General features: G+C 67.0%; 16 protein-coding genes. 8 read left to right on the forward strand and 8 right to left on the reverse strand.

Going from position 1 to position 14,573, the window contains the following annotated elements; genetic code table 11:
* Positions 1-50 precede the first annotated feature (50 nt).
* The 3 genes from G6N59_RS26980 (at position 51) to G6N59_RS26990 (ending at position 1,898) form a co-directional block, all read left to right on the forward strand.
* Positions 51-584: a TetR/AcrR family transcriptional regulator gene (locus G6N59_RS26980; protein ID WP_138229962.1), complete on the forward strand. Its 534-nt coding sequence runs from the start codon at positions 51-53 to the stop codon at positions 582-584.
* A 60-nt stretch (positions 585-644) separates the two neighbouring features.
* On the forward strand, positions 645-1,310 hold the full coding sequence (locus tag G6N59_RS26985; RefSeq protein ID WP_138229963.1) for a PadR family transcriptional regulator: 666 nt from the start codon (positions 645-647) through the stop codon (positions 1,308-1,310).
* A gap of 201 nt (positions 1,311-1,511) precedes the next feature.
* The gene (locus G6N59_RS26990) at positions 1,512-1,898 is read left to right on the forward strand and encodes a DUF2237 family protein (RefSeq protein ID WP_138229964.1); all 387 of its coding nucleotides are present in this window, start codon (positions 1,512-1,514) and stop codon (positions 1,896-1,898) included.
* Between the two features lie 72 nt (positions 1,899-1,970).
* Here the strand turns inward: G6N59_RS26990 and G6N59_RS26995 are convergent, their stop codons facing one another.
* Entirely contained in the window at positions 1,971-3,635 is a 1,665-nt protein-coding gene (locus G6N59_RS26995) for a 3-ketosteroid-delta-1-dehydrogenase (protein ID WP_234884180.1), read from the reverse strand.
* A gap of 185 nt (positions 3,636-3,820) precedes the next feature.
* Between G6N59_RS26995 and G6N59_RS27000 the strand changes: the two genes are divergently transcribed.
* From G6N59_RS27000 to G6N59_RS27010, 3 genes are read left to right on the forward strand one after another with little or no spacing between them, the layout of a single operon-like run.
* Positions 3,821-4,951: a 3-ketosteroid-9-alpha-monooxygenase, oxygenase component gene (locus G6N59_RS27000; RefSeq protein WP_138229966.1), complete on the forward strand. Its 1,131-nt coding sequence runs from the start codon at positions 3,821-3,823 to the stop codon at positions 4,949-4,951.
* Positions 4,951-5,220, forward strand: a complete 270-nt coding sequence (locus G6N59_RS27005; RefSeq protein ID WP_138229967.1) for a ferredoxin — start codon at positions 4,951-4,953, stop codon at positions 5,218-5,220. The genes G6N59_RS27000 and G6N59_RS27005 overlap by 1 nt, the downstream gene beginning before the upstream one ends.
* Positions 5,221-5,246: 26 nt before the next feature.
* Entirely contained in the window at positions 5,247-6,047 is an 801-nt protein-coding gene (locus G6N59_RS27010) for an SDR family NAD(P)-dependent oxidoreductase (RefSeq protein WP_138229968.1), read from the forward strand.
* A gap of 119 nt (positions 6,048-6,166) precedes the next feature.
* Here the strand turns inward: G6N59_RS27010 and G6N59_RS27015 are convergent, their stop codons facing one another.
* Positions 6,167-6,949, reverse strand: coding sequence for an SDR family NAD(P)-dependent oxidoreductase (locus tag G6N59_RS27015; RefSeq protein ID WP_138229969.1), 783 nt, complete (start codon positions 6,947-6,949; stop codon positions 6,167-6,169).
* Between the two features lie 84 nt (positions 6,950-7,033).
* Positions 7,034-7,978, reverse strand: a complete 945-nt coding sequence (locus G6N59_RS27020; RefSeq protein ID WP_138229970.1) for an SMP-30/gluconolactonase/LRE family protein — start codon at positions 7,976-7,978, stop codon at positions 7,034-7,036.
* A 102-nt stretch (positions 7,979-8,080) separates the two neighbouring features.
* On the opposite strand from G6N59_RS27020, the gene G6N59_RS27025 reads away from it, so the two are divergent.
* Entirely contained in the window at positions 8,081-8,698 is a 618-nt protein-coding gene (locus G6N59_RS27025) for a TetR/AcrR family transcriptional regulator (RefSeq protein ID WP_138229971.1), read from the forward strand.
* 6 nt (positions 8,699-8,704) lie between these two features.
* Here the strand turns inward: G6N59_RS27025 and G6N59_RS27030 are convergent, their stop codons facing one another.
* Both G6N59_RS27030 and G6N59_RS27035 read right to left on the reverse strand, forming a co-directional pair.
* Positions 8,705-10,135 (reverse strand): amino acid permease, encoded by a 1,431-nt coding sequence (locus G6N59_RS27030; RefSeq protein WP_234884181.1) that lies wholly within the window; start codon positions 10,133-10,135, stop codon positions 8,705-8,707.
* Between the two features lie 69 nt (positions 10,136-10,204).
* The gene (locus tag G6N59_RS27035) at positions 10,205-10,717 is read right to left on the reverse strand and encodes an anthrone oxygenase family protein (protein WP_234884173.1); all 513 of its coding nucleotides are present in this window, start codon (positions 10,715-10,717) and stop codon (positions 10,205-10,207) included.
* A 97-nt stretch (positions 10,718-10,814) separates the two neighbouring features.
* Between G6N59_RS27035 and G6N59_RS27040 the strand changes: the two genes are divergently transcribed.
* A complete protein-coding gene (locus tag G6N59_RS27040; RefSeq protein ID WP_138229974.1) occupies positions 10,815-11,756 on the forward strand; it encodes an AraC family transcriptional regulator in 942 nt (313 codons plus the stop codon).
* Here G6N59_RS27040 and G6N59_RS27045 read toward each other — a convergent pair.
* From G6N59_RS27045 to G6N59_RS27055, 3 genes are read right to left on the reverse strand one after another with little or no spacing between them, the layout of a single operon-like run.
* A complete protein-coding gene (locus G6N59_RS27045; RefSeq protein WP_138229975.1) occupies positions 11,753-12,610 on the reverse strand; it encodes an SDR family oxidoreductase in 858 nt (285 codons plus the stop codon). The two genes, G6N59_RS27040 and G6N59_RS27045, sit on opposite strands and share 4 nt — an antisense overlap.
* A gap of 32 nt (positions 12,611-12,642) precedes the next feature.
* A complete protein-coding gene (locus tag G6N59_RS27050) occupies positions 12,643-13,560 on the reverse strand; it encodes a LipP1 family hormone-sensitive lipase (protein WP_138229976.1) in 918 nt (305 codons plus the stop codon).
* A 31-nt stretch (positions 13,561-13,591) separates the two neighbouring features.
* Positions 13,592-14,392, reverse strand: a complete 801-nt coding sequence (locus G6N59_RS27055; RefSeq protein WP_138229977.1) for an IclR family transcriptional regulator — start codon at positions 14,390-14,392, stop codon at positions 13,592-13,594.
* Positions 14,393-14,573 lie beyond the last annotated feature (181 nt).

Below are 14,573 nucleotides of genomic sequence, written 5' to 3' on the forward strand. Positions count from 1 at the left end.
CCGGAAATATTGTCTCGGTGTGAGACATAATCGTCGATTAGTATCAAGGAATGGACTGGCTGATCGGCGCCGAGCGCCGCGATGCGGGTATCGAACGCATCTATGCCGCCGCGGCGGCCAGTGCGGCGGCCCGGGGTCTGGACCGGTTGAACATCGACGAGGTCGCCGCGAGCGTGGGCTGTTCCCGCGCGACGGTGTACCGGTACGTCGGCGGCAAACAGGCGTTGCGGGACGGAGTCTTGGCCCGCGCCATCGCTCGGGTCGGTGAGGAGATCGCCGAGGCGGTGTCCGGGTGCACCGGGCCGGAGCGGATGGCGGCGGCCGTACTGTCCGCCGTCCGGGTGGTCCGGGCCGATCCGGTGGCCTCGAATCTGGTGCGCACCGGTGCCTTGGCCGACTTCGACTCGCCCCGGCTGGCGCAGACGGCGGGCGAACTGTCCGGGACCGCAGATCCGCTGCTGGCGGACTGGATTGTGCGGGTTGTCCTGTCGTTGCTGTGTTGGCCATTGGCCGACGAAAGAGCCGAAGAGCTGGTGGTACGCCGGTATGTGGCCGCGACAGCAGGGCCGGTGGGCCGCCCATGACCATCCCGACAGGCGGTCATGACTGGGGTGTTTGCGACAACCGATTGTTAGGCTGAACAGATGGCAGGCAAGCCGCAGAGCAAACCGTCGCTGGCAGCGACGAGTTGGACGCTGCTCGGCATGTTGTCGTATGAAGAAGAACTCAGCGGCTATGACATCAAGAAGTGGATCGACTGGAGCGTCGGGTTCTATTACTGGAGCCCGTCCTACAGCCAGATTTACACCGAGCTGAAAAAGCTTGAGGGACTTGGTTATCTGGAGTCCCGCGTCGAGCAGGACGAGGGTCTGCGCTCTCGCCGCCTCTACAAGATCACCGAGTCCGGCATGGCTGCGGTGACCGACTGGACCAACAACGCGCCCGTCGACCCTCCGGTGCTCAAACACAGTGTGCTGCTGCGGGTTACGTTCGGCCACCTGAGCAACCCCACCCGGCTGCGGGAGCTGCTGGAGCAGCACGTCGCCTACTGCGAGGCCATGGCGCGTCAGGCTGCCGAGGACTCCGACGGCGCCAAAGCTCAGCCGGTGTGGGCGTATTCGGTGATCGCGCTGCGGTGGGCGGCCAAGTACTACGCCGCCGAGCGGGAACTGGCGCTCGAGCTCATGAAGGACATCGACGAGGCCGACGCGGTGCTGCGGACCGCGGCGAAAGGTGTTGCGGGCATGCCGCGTTCGACGCCGGGCCTGTGGCGTGACGTCGAACGTGAGGTGCAGGGGCGCCACGAGTAATCGCGACCTGCCACGAACCCGGCTCCCGCCGCCAGAGGCGGCTATGGAACGGGTGCCGGAGAACGTGACTCCGTCCGACGTGGTTACCTTGGGCGGGGACATCGATTCTGGTGCACGCCTGTCACCGCGAACCATCCTCGCGGTGACGGGGGCGTGCCGGGTCAAGGATCGTGTGAACCCTGGACACAGAAGGAGTGACCGATGGCTGACCGCAATGTGCTGGGTGCTCCGCTGGAACCGTGCGGCGTCGAGCCGCTGACCGGCTTCTACCGCGACGGCTGCTGCTCGACCGGACCCGAGGACGCCGGTCTGCACACCATCTGCGCGACTGTGACCGCCGAGTTCCTTGAACACCAGCGCTCGATAGGCAACGACCTATCCACGCCGATGCCCCAATATCGGTTCCCCGGTCTGTCTCCGGGCGACCGCTGGTGCGTGACCGCGGTGAACTGGCTTCGGGCTCACCGCGACGGATGCGCAGCACCGGTGGTGCTTGCTGCCACCCATGAGCAAACCCTCGAAGTCGTGGCCCTCGAGGTGCTGAGGGCATACGCCGTCGATGTGCCCGACGATCTCGGTGGCCTCTGAGTCGACTGGTGGCGAGCCCAATTCGGCTGCCCGCCGCGCAATCCCGGTCGGAGGCGCCTCGCGGCGGGCGGTCTACAGCTTTCCGGCAGCATCCTGTCCGGCGATGTAGCCATACACCAGGCCCTGCGCGATGGTCGCGCCCGCGCCCGGGTACACCGCACCGAAGGCGTTGGCCGCCGTGTTGCCCAGTGCGTACAGCCCTTCGATGACGCCGCCGTCCTCGCGGTGCACGCGGCCACGTTCGTCGGCCACCACGCCGCCGCAGGTGCCGAGGTCGCTCAGCGTCATCTTGACCGCGTAGAACGGGCCTTTGGCCAGCGGGCGCAGGTTCGGGTTGGGAGTGACCGTGGGGTCTCCGTAGTAGCGGTCGTAGGCGCTGCGGCCGCGGTTGAAATCAGGATCGATGCCGGCGGCCGCGCTTTCGTTGAACCGTGTCATGGTCTGCTCGAAATCGGCGAGCGGGACGCCCATCTGCGCCGCCAGCCCGGCGAAGGTGCCGGCTTTGGCGGCAATGCCCGCCTGATACCAGGACTTGGGCAACGGCATCCGCGGGAACGATCCGGCGGCGAACACGTAGCTGTTGCGGTACTTCTGGTCGAACACGATCCACATCGAGTCGACCGGCGTCCCCGCACGCTCGAGCTCGAGCAGGCGCTGGCCGAACGACATGTAGTCGGTCGACTCGTTGGCGAAGCGCTTGCCGTCCTGATCGACGATGAGTGAGCCCGGCAGCGAGCGCTCGGCCAGCAGCACCGCGGGCGGGCGGCCGCCCGCGGACGCCACCGCAGGGAACCACCAGGCCTGATCCATCAGCGCGGTCGCGGCACCCAGGTCGGTGGCGGCCCGGATGGCCTCACCGGTGTTCGAGTCGGCGCCGAGGCTCTCGTGGTCGCCGAGTGAATCAGACTGGTGCTTGTGGCGCATCGCCATGTCGTGGTCGAAGCCACCGGCCGCCAGCACCACACCCCGCCGGGCAGTGACGGTGATCTCGCGGCCCGCGTGCGCCAGTACGGCGCCGGTGACCCGCCGGCCGTCGCCGGTCAGCCGGACCAGTGCGGTATCGGTCCAGATCGGGATACCGGCCTGCAGCACGCCGGCGAAGAGCCCGGCCGCCAGTGCCTGGCCGCCGGCGATGTACTCACGGCCCAGCAGCTTGCCGCCGACGCCCTGCGCGAGCCGTTTTGCGATGAGCGGTAGGCCTTTTCGTGGCACCCGCGTCATCAGATTCATCCACTTGTAGTCCGCGCCGGTGGTCGGCATCGGCACCGCGACCTCCATGACGCCACCGCGCAGCCGGTCCCGATACTTGCCGAGCACGCGGGCATTGAGTGGGCGGCACTCGCAGGTGCGCCCGGTGGCCCGGCCTCCTGGCAGCTCGGGGTGGTAGTCCGAGTAGTCGCGGGCCCAGAACAACCGCATCGGCGTGGTGCGCCTGAGCATGTCGACGGTAGCGTTGACGTGCTTCAGGAAGCCGGTGGAGCGGGCCGCCGGTGCGGTCCCGTTCACCACCGCGTCGAGGTAGGTCGCAGCCCGATCGGCGGTATCGGCAGTGCCCTTGTCGGTCAGCAGGGGAGTGGTCGGCAGCCAGAGGGCGCCACCCGAGCGGGCGGTGGACCCGCCTACAGCGGAGGCCTTCTCGACGACGAGGACGTTCAGCCCGGACTCATGGCCGCTCAGCGCCGCGGCCAGGCCGGTGCCGGAACCGATCACCAGCAGATCGACGGCCGTGTCAGTGATGTCGAGGCCGGCCGGAATCGTGGCCGCGGCAGATGTCGTCACGACCGCCGAGCGTATTGCGGCAGAGGAGTTTCCGGTCTCGGTCGTCCCTTACAGCGGGACAACCCATAAATCGGCCGCGTCGTTGCTGTTAGACCTGAAACATCAAACTGCAGCCCAGTTTTCTACGTGAGGATGGTCGTCAGATGACGCTGGATGATGTCGACGTTCGCCAGATCGAAGCCCGTGATGCACCAACCCGGTTCGCCCGCGGTTGGCACTGCCTCGGCCTGACCAAAGACCTCGGTGACGGCAAGCCGCACTCGATCAACGCGTTCGGCCAGAAACTTGTCGTGTTCCGCGGCGAAGACGGCCGGCTCAACGTGCTGGACAGCTACTGCCGGCACATGGGCGGCGACCTGAGCCAGGGCACCGTCAAAGGCAACGCGATCGCCTGCCCGTTCCACGACTGGCGCTGGGGCGGCGACGGCAAGTGCACGCTGGTGCCGTACGCCAAGCGCACGCCGCGGCTCGCGCGCACCGCGAAGTGGGAGACCCTCGAGCAGGACGGGATGCTCTTCATCTGGAACGACCCCGAGGGCAGCGCGCCGCCGGAGGACAACTACATCCCGCGCATCGAGCAGGCCGGCAGTGACGAGTGGACCGATTGGCATTGGTACACAACGGTTGTCAACGTCAACTGCCGTGAGATCATCGACAATGTCGTCGACATGGCGCACTTCTTCTACATCCACGGCTCGGTGCCGTCGCACTTCAAGAACATCTTCGAAGGCCAGGTCGCGACGCAGTACATGAACGGTGGCGGCCGCGAGGACATGCAGGGCACCGAAAGCGCGAAGATGCTCGGTTCGACATCGGTGGCGTCGTACTACGGACCGTCCTTCATGATCGACGATCTGACGTACCACTACCCCGAAGCCGATCACAAGACCGTCCTGATCAATTGCCACTACCCGATCGACGCGAATTCCTTTGTGCTGCAGTACGGAATCATCGTGAAGAAGGTCGAGGGATTGCCCGAGGACGCTGCTATGGCCACCGCGGTCGCGCTCGGTGACTGGGTGGCCCGGGGCTTCGAGCAGGACGTGGAGATCTGGAAGAACAAGACCCGCATCGACAACCCGCTGCTGGTGGAAGAGGATGGCCCGGTTTATCAGCTGCGCCGGTGGTATGAGCAGTTCTACGTCGACGCCGCGGACGTGGTGCCGGAGATGACCGATCGCTTCGAATATGAACTCGACACCACCGTCCCCCGCGAGGCTTGGACCAAGGAGATGGCAGCGAACATCGCCGCGCGGGCCGCGGAGGCGGTCTGATGACTGTGCGGCCCGACGTCCGATTGGCCGACATGCCGATGGTGCCGGTTGCTTGTCGCGCCTGCGGCGCAGAGGTTTTGGCGCGCAAAGGCAGCTGGCAGCAGACCAGTGTGCAGTGGACTCGCGAGTCGGCTGCGATGTGTGAGGAACGCCGGACGTTCGAGCAATTGCCGGGGCGAATCTTCCTGGCCTGTGGCCAGCTGAAGGAGGCCATCGCCGCCGCGGTGGCGGCCGGTGTCGTGCACGTCGTCCAAGCGGACTCGGGCTGACGAACTGGGCGTGGCACCATAGCCGCATGAGCTCAGACAAGCGGGTCGCGGTCGTCACCGGCGCCAGCAGGGGTGCCGGCAAGGGGATTGCCGCGGCGTTGGTTGCCGACGGGTGGACGGTCTACCTGACCGGCCGCACCGTCACCGACCCCGGTGACGGCGGCATCGCGGTCCCGGTGGATCATCGCGACGACGATGCGGTGGCCGCACTGTTCGCCCGGGTGGCCGACGAGGCCGGCCGGCTCGATCTGCTGGTCAACAATGCCGCCGTGGTGCACGACAACCTCGTCGACCCGAAGCCGTTCTGGGAGAAGCCGATCGGCTTGGGTGACGTACTCGATGTCGGCCTCCGGTCGGCCTATGTCGCGTCCTGGCATGCCGCCCCGCTGCTGGTGGCCCAGGAACGCGGGCTGATCGCGTTCACGTCGTCTCCCGGCTCGGTGTGCTACATGCACGGGCCCGCCTATGGCGCGCAGAAGGCCGGTGTGGACAAGATGGCGGCCGACATGGCCGTCGACTTCCACGGCACCGGCGTGTCGACGCTGTCCATCTGGATGGGCATTCTGCTCACCGACAAGTTCATGCAGGCGTTCGACGCCGAGACGCTGGCCAAGGCCGCAGGAAATTTCGAAACGCCGGAGTTCATCGGCCATGTGATCAACGCGCTGTACCAGGACCCGGACCTGGACGGTATCAGCGGGCAGACCGTGATCGCCGCGGAAGAAGCCCAGCGCTACGGCATCACCGACGTCGACGGCCGGACGCCGCCTTCGCATCGGGCGATGCTTGGTGATCCGCGGGTGCCCAGCGACGTGATCGTCCGCTGAGCGGACAGTCGGACACAGTCCGCTGAGCGGACAGTCGGACACAGTCCGTTGAGCGGACAGTCGGACACAGTCCGCTGAGGGGGACTGAGTAGCAGGGTCTGCTGAGCACCCGCGGAGGTCTAGCAGTGGGCGCCGCCGTCGATCCGGATCTCGGTTCCGGTGAGGAACGCGCCGTCATCGGACGCCGCCATGGCGACCACCGCGGCGACAGCACTGGGGTCACCCAGGTTCGCGTCGTTGCCGGTGTTGAGCACGGGGACCTGCTTGGTCCACAGGCCATAATCGGTGCCCTGGGGCATCTTGGCGAATGTGCCGTTGGCGAGCGGGGTGGAGACGCCACCGGGTTGGATGTTCACGGCGCGAAGCCCCTGCTTGGCGTATTCGAGCGCCAACGAGTGAGTAAAGCTCAGGATGCCGCCCTTGCTGGCGGAATAGGCCGCCATGTACGGGTGGGCGTAGCTCGCCGAGGTCGAGGTGAAGTTGATGATCACGCCGCGCCCGGAGGCGAGCAGTGCCGGCAGGGCCTGGCGGGTCATCAGGAAGGTGCCGGTCAGGTTGACCGCGATGATGCGGTTCCAGTCGGCCAGCGTGGTTTCGTGGGTGTGCGAGCAGGTCTCGATCGCGGCCACGTTGACCAGCACGTCCAGGCCGCCCAGGTCGGCGATCGCGGCGTCGACGCCCGAGGTGACGTCCTCTTCGGACGAGATGTCGAGCACCGTGTTGGTCAGACGCGTTGCGGTGCCGGCTTTTTCGGCGGCTTCTCGGGTCCGGGCCAGTCCCTCGGCGGAGATGTCGCACGCGACGATGGTGCCGCCCTCGTCGAGCAGGCGGGCCACGGTGGCCTGGCCGATGCCCGATCCGGCGCCGGTCACGACGACCCGGCGGTCGCTGAATCTATCCATGCTGCAAGTCCTTTCGTTGCCGGAGGATTCTTGCGGTACCCGTCTCCCGCGGGACGGCCGTGGTCCGGTCACCGGGATGTCTTCTCAGCCGGCGGCCGGCGTGAGCTTGCGGATGGTGCCGAGCAGGTCGGTGCTGTACAGGGAGTGGGGGTCCCATCCCGGGCCCGCGCCGAAGCGGACCGAGGTGCTGCCGAACAGTCCCGACGCCAGGATGCATGCGGCGTGCCGGTCGAGATCGATACGGACGATGTCGCCGCCGTCCATCGCCAGGTAGACCAGGCCATCCGGGCCGACCGTGAGGTCGTCTGGGAAGCCGAACAGCCCCAACAATCCCAGATTGACGGTGCGGAGGTGGTCCGGGTGGTCCAGATCCACGAACGCCAGGGTGCTGACGGGGTGCAGGTCCATTGATGCGACGACGGCGTTGTGGGCCGCGTCGTACGCCAGGCCATTGGCCATCGTCACCGACGGTGCGAAGCGGGTTTCGCGGGCACCGTCGGCGCTGATCTTGGTCAGTCCGGTGGTCCAGCCCACGTTGCGGGAGACGACGAACGAACCGTCGGGCAGTCGGACCATGCCGTTGGGCATGGTGAGTGTGACGGCGATCGTCGTCAGCGCCCCGGTGCCGAGGTCCACTCGGTCGATGGTGCCGTCCGTGCTGCCGAAGACGCCGGACAGGAAGCTGTTGCCGGTGGTGAAGTAGGCCGCGCCGTCGGCGGCGGTAATGCTGCCGGGCGCAGCGACATTCGGTATGAACGTGCTGCCCTTGCCGTCCGGTGTGAGGCGGTAGAGCTGCCCGGAGTTGCCGACCGTGCGCGACACCAGCATGGTGCCCGCGCCGTCGAATCCGAGATTTTCCAGTGAACCCAGGCCGCTCGCGACCGTGGTGACCCGCCACGGGCACCGGGTGATCGCGACCGCGGCGGCCGGCGTCGCCGGTCCGCCGAGAACCGTCATCAGCGCCACGGTTGCGCTCAGCGCCAGGCAGACGACGGGCCGATGTCTCCGGGGTCGCGCATCACGACTCATCAGCTTTCCTCCGCCCCTGCGCCGTCAGTGTCCGGCGCCTCGATCAGCTCCGAGTACGTGGTCGTACTCGCACGTCAGGGGACAGTACGATAACGTACTGGAATGCGCAACGCGGAGGCCGAAGACAGCAGCGAAGGCGGTGAGCGGGGCGCGGCGCGTCAGCGGTTCGTTGACGCGCTCGCCGCCCTGATCGAGGATCGCGGCTACCCCGCGACGTCCGTGGTCGACATCGTGCGGGTGGCGCAGGCCTCCAAGACCACTTTCTACCTACATTTCGCGAACAAGCAGGAGTGCTACCTGGCGTTGCTGGCCTCGGTGACCGACGATCTGGTCGCCGACATCCGGCAGGCCGTCGACTCAGATGCGCACTGGCACAATCAGATTCGCCAGATGTTCACCGCCTACATCACGCACCTCACTGCGCGCCCGGCGATTTCGCTGAGTTGGGTACGCGATCTCCCGGCGCTGGGGGCGGCGGCCCGTCCGATACAGCGGCGCAATTTCGCTGAATTGGCGACTCTGCTCGGAGAACTCAGCACCAACCCCGGATTTCAGCGTGCTCAGCTGCCGCCCGTCACCAAGCCCAAAGCCGTGATGCTGTTGGCCGGCGTGCGGGAGTTGGCCGCCCAAACCGCCGAAGACGGCCTGGACATCGAAACGGTCATCGGTCCGGCAACCGACATCGCCATCAGCATCCTGGCGGCAGGGCAGTCGCAGTAACACTGGTCAGGTGTCGAGTGCGTTCACCAGGAGTTCGTCGTCGGCCGGGGCCGGGGCGTCGTCCTCGGCGACGGGTGCGGCACGTCGCCGGACCACCTCGAAGGCGACCAGGATGACCAACAGGGTGACACCGCTCATCAGGAACTGGGACCGGGTGCCCGGCAGGACCGCCATCGCCAGGATGACGGTGGCCATCAGGGTGATGGTGGCGTAGCTCAGCCACGGGAACAGCCACATTTTCAGTTTCAGTGTGCCCGGTGCGGTCCGCTCGACGCGGCGGCGGAGGACGACCTGGGATATCGCGATGATCAGGTAGACGAACAGCGCGACGGCGCCGTAGGAGTTGATCAGGAAGTTGAACACCACGTCGCCCCACACGTAGGTCGCGGCGACCGACGCGTAGCCGACGGCGGTACCCAGCAGAATCGCGCGGCGCGGGACCCCACCGGGGGACAGCTTGGTGAAGAACCGCGGTGCATCGCCGGAGGTCGTGAGCGCGAACAACATTCGCGAGGTGCTGTACAACGCCGAGTTGAGGCAGGACAACACCGCGGTGAGCACGATGACGTTCATGATCGTCGCGACGCCCGGGATTCCGAGCACCGTCAGCACCGACGCGTAGGGACTGATGCTCACGCTCTTGGTGTTCCACGGCTGGAGGGCCACCACCACGAGGATCGATCCGACGTAGAACGCGATGATGCGGAACACGATCGACTTCATCGCGCGCGTCACCGCGCGTTCGGGTTCATCGGATTCGGCGGCGGCTATGGTGACGATCTCGGCGCCCGTGTAGAAGGCGACGCAGGGCACCACGGCGGCCAGCACGGCACCCCAACCGAGCGGTGCGAAGCCGCCGTGATCGATGAGGTTGGCCAGGCCTGGCGTCGAATGCGGCCAGAGTCCGGTGATCCACAGGGCGCCCATGGCCAGGAACACCACGATCGCAATGACTTTCACCGACGAGAACCAGTACTCGAATTCCCCGAATGAGCGTGCGGAGACCAGATTGGTCGCAGTGAGCGCAAGCATCAGGCCGAGGCTCAAGGCCCACAGCGGCACAGCGGGGAGCCAGAGCTGCACGATCCGTCCGCCGGCCACGGCTTCGACGGCGACGACGATGACGAAGAAATACCAGTACATCCAGCCGGTGACGAAGCCGCCACGGCGCCCGAGTGCTTGCCGGGCGTAGACGTAGAACGACCCGACCACCGGCCGCGCCACGGCCATCTCGGCGAGCATCCGCATGATCAGCACGGTGATGATGCCGCCGATCAGGAACGACACGATGGCCGCGGGGCCGGCGCTGCCGATAACCACGCCGCTACCGACGAACAGCCCGGCGCCGATCACCCCGCCCAACGCGATCAGGTTCACATGCCTGCGCTGCAGGCCTTTTCCCAGCCGTGCATCACCGGCCTTGAGCTCTGAACTCACCACCGACGCGACGATGCCGCAGTTTCGCGCGCCGGCCCACCGTTGTGGTCACCGTGCGTTTATCAGCCTTCAGCCTCGGGTCGGCACCGCGAGTGCCCAGCCCAGGACGCCGGTGGCCGCGGTGTTGGCCAGAGCTCGAATGACGTTCCAGCGCACCCACGATGACTCGAACTGCTGCCGTAGTGACGCGAGATCGGCGGGGTTGGTCGAGCCGGCCGCGGTGGCGAGCTTGTCGTTCAGCGGCACGTTGAGCACCGACGTGATGGCGAGGCTCGCGACGTTGAGGGCCAAGCCGATGCCGATCCAGACCAGGACCGGACGGGCGCCGGGCTTGAGATAGCACGCCCCGGCCAGTGCGGTGAAGCCGACCGATCCGAGGAAGATCAGCAGGAACGGCGGATTGACGATGACAACATTGATCTTGTTCATGACGTCGATGAAGGTCCGGTCGTCGAACGCGCCGAGCGCGGGCATCACCGACACCGCATACGCGTAGTACAGGCCGGCGAGGAGCCCGGAGGACAGCAGAGCGACGATGAGCGCCGTCGTGCCGAGCGGCTGGGGCAGCTTGCTGAAAGTCATGAGCTGACCGTATTGATCGAGCGTTGGACGATCCATCGTCAACAGGCTCAGTTCCATACGCGAGCGTCTACATCGGCCTTCGTCTAGCGTGGATGCGGTGGACGCCCTGGCCGGTTTACTGGAAGGGCCACGTGCTCGTGGCGCATTTCTGATGCGCTCGTTGCTCGACCCGCCGTGGGCGCTACGGGTGCAGGACCGGGCTCCGCTCACCATCGTGGTGGTGGCCCGCGGGTCGGCGACGGTCCTCCCGGACGGTGCCGCCGGCCGGCGGCTCGAGGCGGGCGACATTGCGATCTTCCGTGGACCCGACGGCTATACCGTCGCCGATGATGCCGCCACCGCACCCGCGATCGTCGTGCACCCGGGACAGGTCACCACGACCATCGATGGTGAACCACTGTGCGAGGCACTGAGTCTGGGGATTCGCAGCTGGGGCACCCGTCCCGACGCAGAGACCCTGTTGATCACCGGAGCCTACGAGGAAGTCGGTGCGGTCTGCCGGCGACTGCTGACCGCACTGCCGCCACTGGTGGTGGTCCGGCAGGGCGAGGTCAACAGTATGTTGGTCGATCTCCTGCTCGATGAGATGTCGCGCGATGAGCCGGCACAAGGTGCGGTGCTCGACCGAATGCTCGATCTGCTCACCATTGCGGCGTTGCGTAGCTGGTTCTCTCGTGAAGAGGCGCCGGCCTGGTATCGCGCGTATCGGGATCCTCAGGTGGGCACGGCTCTTCGGCTGATCGAGAACAATCCGGCACATCCCTGGACCGTGGGGTCGCTGGCCGCCGAGGTCGGGCTGTCCCGGGCAGCACTGGCGCGTCGATTCACCCAACTCGTCGGCGAACCACCGATGGCACTGCTGACCGAGATTCGCCTGGCGCTGGCCGTCGACCTGCTGCGCGGGTCCGACGCCACGATCGAAGCCGTTGCGCGCGACGTCGGCTATGGCACCGCCTTCGCGCTGAGTACCGCGATCAAGCGCCGTTACGGCATGAGCCCCAAGGTAATTCGCGCCCAGGGGAGCTCGTCGGGCGATTAGCGCATCGTGGCGAACCGGCGGTACCGCCACAGGTAATTCGGAATGCCGCGCCAGGGCACGCCCTTGGGCCAGTCATCGGGCCGGAAGTAGGCATCGGTGCCGCCGTCGACGAAAATGACACTGCCGCAGAGGAAGTCGGCAGAGTCCGACAACATGAAGGTGATCCAGTTCGCGAGGTGTACTGGGTCGCCGAAGCCGCCCGCTGGAATCGGGAAGGCGCGCACCGCCTTGCCTTCGCGCGGCGAATCGAGCTGGGCCTGCAGCAGCGGAGTCATGATGGCGCCGGGCGCCAGGACGTTGAGCCGGATGCCGCGGCCGGCCCAGTCGGCCGTCACCGCGGCCCGCCGGACCCAGCGGGAAACAGCGATCTTGGAAGCGGCGTACATGAGCGCTGAGGCACCGCCGCCGAAGAACCGCACCGCACGGGCCGCTCGGTCGGCGTCACCGGCCAGGAGGGCTCTGATCGCGCGGTGGGGGACTGCGGGCACCGTTGTGCTCGAGTTGCTGCCCAGGGCAACAACTTTCGCGTTCCCGGCGGCAGCGGCGAGCGCCGGGCGCCAGGCGGTCAGCAGGTCGACGGTGCCGAAGTAGTTGATCTGGGCGATCAGGCGGGCGCGGTCGGCGCCGGCGCCGGGTCCGATCCCCGCAGCCAGTACGGCGCCGTCGAGCTTGCCCTCGGACAGTTCCAGGACGCGGGTAGCGGCGGTGCGCCGGCCGCCCGCGGTGGACAGGTCGGCGATGACGTCGGCTTCTTTGAGGTCGACCCCGATCACCGTGTGCCCCTGAGTGCGTAGTTGCTCCGCCGCTTGGTGCCCCATGCCGGATGCCGAGCCTGTCACAGCGTAGGTACCGATGATGATCTCCTCGATTGGTGGGGAATCGCCGTCTAATCGGCGAACAACGTCGTCACTGCGTCGGCCACGTCACGGCGGGCGCGGTGTGCGATGTCGAGTACCGGCATGGTCAAGAAGCCGTGAATGGCACCGTAATACAGCTCGGTGACCGGAACGTCGGCCTCGCGCAACGCCTCGGCGTAAGCAAGCGCCTCGTCCCGCATCGGATCGTAGCCCGTGACCACCAGCACAGCCGGCGCCACTCCTTCGACGGATGCGGAAAGCGGTGCGGCGTAGGGGTTTTCGCGGTCAGTGGTGTTGGGCACGTACTGGTCCCAGTACCACTGCATGGCTGCGGTGGTGTTGTAGTAGCCGGTGCGGAACTCGTGGTACGAACCGTAGGTGAAGTCGGCGGTCAGTACGGGGTAGAGCAGTATCTGAGCGGCCAGTGGCGCGCCGCCCCGATCGCGGGTCATCAATGCGGTGACCGCGGAAAGGTTGCCCCCGGCGCTGTCTCCGCCGACCACGAGCTTCGCCGGGTCCCCGCCGAGTTCGGCGGCATGAGCGGCAGCCCATTGGGTGACGGTGTAGACGTCTTCGGCGGCCGCCGGCCACGGGTGCTCGGGCGCCAGCCGGTAGTCGACTGAAACCACCACGGCGGGAATCGAGTTCGCGAAGCTGCGGCAGAGTCCGTCGTGCGAGTCCAGATCGCAGAAGACGAATCCGCCGCCGTGGGCGAACACGAAGATCGGAAGTGGGCCGCGTGAGCCGTCGGTGGCGGGCCGGTAGACCCGGACGCGGATGCCGTCGACCTCGGTGTCGGTGACCGACGCGACCGGCTCGGGTTCGGCGGGCGGGACGAAGCGTGCGCGAATGGTGGCGCGCGCTTGCGCGCCGGTCATGCTCGGCAGGTCGGGAAAGCCGCCGTTCAGCGCATCGAGGAGGCCGGCGATCTGCGAGTCGAGGCTCATGCGCGATCCGCCTGCGCTACTCGCTGGTTGCTCACGCGTACTGCAGCGCCGGGCCCATGCGCAGCGGGCGCATGGGCTGCAGTGTCGGTGCCACGCGGGAATCCTCGGCGTTGCGCCAGATGCCCATGGCGGTCATACGCACCGGCGCAGTCAGCTGCTCGAAGGCCATGCGGTTCATTGGACCACACACGGAGACAGCGGCGACAGCCTCACCCTGGCGACCGATCGGCGCTGCGACGCAACCGAATCCGGGCACCGACTCTTCGCGCTCGAAGGCGACACCGTGGGCGCGGACCTTGGCCAGCTCGGTGGCGAGCTGGGCGCGGCCCGCAATCGAGTATTTGGTCTTGCGGCTCATGAGGTCGACCTCGGCGTCCTGGTTGTAGGCCAGGATGGCCTTGCCGACGGCGGTACAGTGCGCCGGCTGGCGGCCGCCCACCCGCGACGGCAGCACGGTCATCATGCCGTTGCCGACCTTCTCCAGGTAGACGACATCGCCACCGTCGAGCACGGCGAGGTGGACGACTAACCCGGTGGCGCGGTGCAGTTCGTGCAGCAGCGGGCCGGCCGCGCGGTGAATGCGGTCCTGATGCACGGCCAGCGAGCCGAGTTCCACCAGACGCATCCCCAGTTCGTAGTCGCGGCCGTTGCGGCGCAGCCAGCGCAGCTGGACCAGTCGCTCGAGCATGCGATGTGCGGAGGAGCGGGGCAGACCGGTGCGGCGCACGATCTGCGCCAGGGTCAGGCGGCCGGGGCCGTCGAACGCGTCGAGAACCAGCGACACCCGGTCGATGACCGCGCTGGGGGTGGTGGATTCGACTGCTGCTGCCATGTCGGCCTCCAAGCTCCGTTGCTTCATGTCATATTACTATTAGTAATATGACTGTTTGTATCACACGACGGTGGGGCTTGTCACACATTTAGCTGGAACGCAGCGGAATCTATGCAGCACGAGGCGCCCCAAGCCGGCTGGCCAGGGACGCCTCGTGTATCAATGCTGCAGCTCATGGCCC

It is taken from the genome of Mycolicibacterium aubagnense (assembly GCF_010730955.1).
Lineage (GTDB): Bacteria > Actinomycetota > Actinomycetes > Mycobacteriales > Mycobacteriaceae > Mycobacterium > Mycobacterium aubagnense.